The 1208-nt window shown below is 58.9% G+C and carries 2 protein-coding genes; one reads left to right on the top strand and one right to left on the bottom strand.

Annotation, left to right across the window (positions count from 1 at the left end):
- Nucleotides 1–464: IS30 family transposase (locus G3A44_RS23150; protein ID WP_163460113.1), on the top strand; the 464-nt coding region annotated here is incomplete at its 5' end.
- 74 nt (nucleotides 465–538) lie between these two features.
- Here G3A44_RS23150 and G3A44_RS23145 read toward each other — a convergent pair.
- Nucleotides 539–1123 (bottom strand): hypothetical protein, encoded by a 585-nt coding sequence (locus G3A44_RS23145; protein ID WP_163460112.1) that lies wholly within the window; start codon nucleotides 1121–1123, stop codon nucleotides 539–541.
- Nucleotides 1124–1208 lie beyond the last annotated feature (85 nt).

Here is a 1208-nt window from a genome sequence, read left to right as displayed (position 1 = left end):
GCGCCATCGGCACAGCCGTTGAGCGCTACAGCCGCTTTGTGCTGCTCACGCAGATGAACGGCTGCACCGCCGCACATGCCCTCGAAGGCTTCAGCCGGCGCTTCAAGACCGTCATGCCCGAACTGCGGCTGAGTCTGACCTACGACCGTGGCAGCGAGATGGCCCGCCACGAAGAGTTCACCCAAGCCACAGGCATGCCGGTCTACTTCTGTGAGCCCTACTCCCCGTGGCAGCGCGGCTCCAACGAGAACATGAACGGCCTGGTACGTCAGTTCCTGCCCAAGGGCACCGATCTGTCCACCGTCACGCCCCAGAAGCTGGCCTACATCGAGGCCATGCTCAACGACCGCCCCCGCAAGATCCTCGACTTCCGAACACCCCGCGAGGTGTTTATGGAAATCGTCGAGGCCGAGCGCTTCAAGCGCCTGCATGGGCCGGGGCTCGGTGTTGCACTTCAGGGTTGACACCACCCTGCTTGACTCCACGGGAAGTCCTACTAGAGGGGTTAGGCTTCACGCGCGCGCCCCCCGATATCACTCTATTCTTTACGCTTCCGATCAAAGATCAACGAGCGCTTTTGAAGCTTTAGAGCTAGATTTTCGGCCTCGTCGATGCGTACAGTGAGACTGCGAACGTGACTTGAGATTGCAGCGCAATAGTCAGAGAACCCCCATCTATCAATCGCCGAGCCGAAGCTGATCTCGACTTCCATATCGCTCTCTCGTCTCTCAATCTGAAGCCCCTCTGCCCGAAGCTCATCGATTTCAGTCTGCGTGAGCGATTCAGGGCTGATTGAGAATGCCAACCTCGAGAGGACGTCGCTCAGCTCGGCGCTGTAGAAGTTGTCTGCGGTCTGCCAGCTGCCGAAGGCTGAGCGGCGATAACGTGACTCCCCCTGGCTTGGAATGCGGTAGGCGATGTAGGCCTTCTTCATCCAGCTAGGCATCTTGCCGGTGACTTGTTTGCCGCTCTTGCATTCCGACAATTGCTGAAAAAGTGGCAGCGCGCCTCTCAGATTTTCGATTGCGAAGTACTTGGCAAATCGATAGGGGTCGATGCTTTGCAGGAAGCGTAGACACTCGGTGGTGTCAACCCTGAAGTGCAACACCGAGCCCCGACCCATGCAGGCGCTTGAATCGCTCGGCCTCGACGATTTCCATGAACACCTCGCGGGGCGTTCGGAAGTCGAGGATCTTGCGGGGGCGGTC

Source organism: Ideonella livida, from assembly GCF_010499455.1.
Taxonomy (GTDB): domain Bacteria; phylum Pseudomonadota; class Gammaproteobacteria; order Burkholderiales; family Burkholderiaceae_C; genus Ideonella; species Ideonella livida.
Note: the sequence above shows the minus strand (reverse complement) of the source record. Positions and strands in the feature narration are given on the sequence as shown.

Bases quoted from the DNA above. Each gene is read 5' to 3' on its own strand.
- G3A44_RS23145 (WP_163460112.1), bottom strand. From the start codon at position 1,123: ATGGGTCGGGGCTCGGTGTTGCACTTCAGGGTTGACACCACCGAGTGT.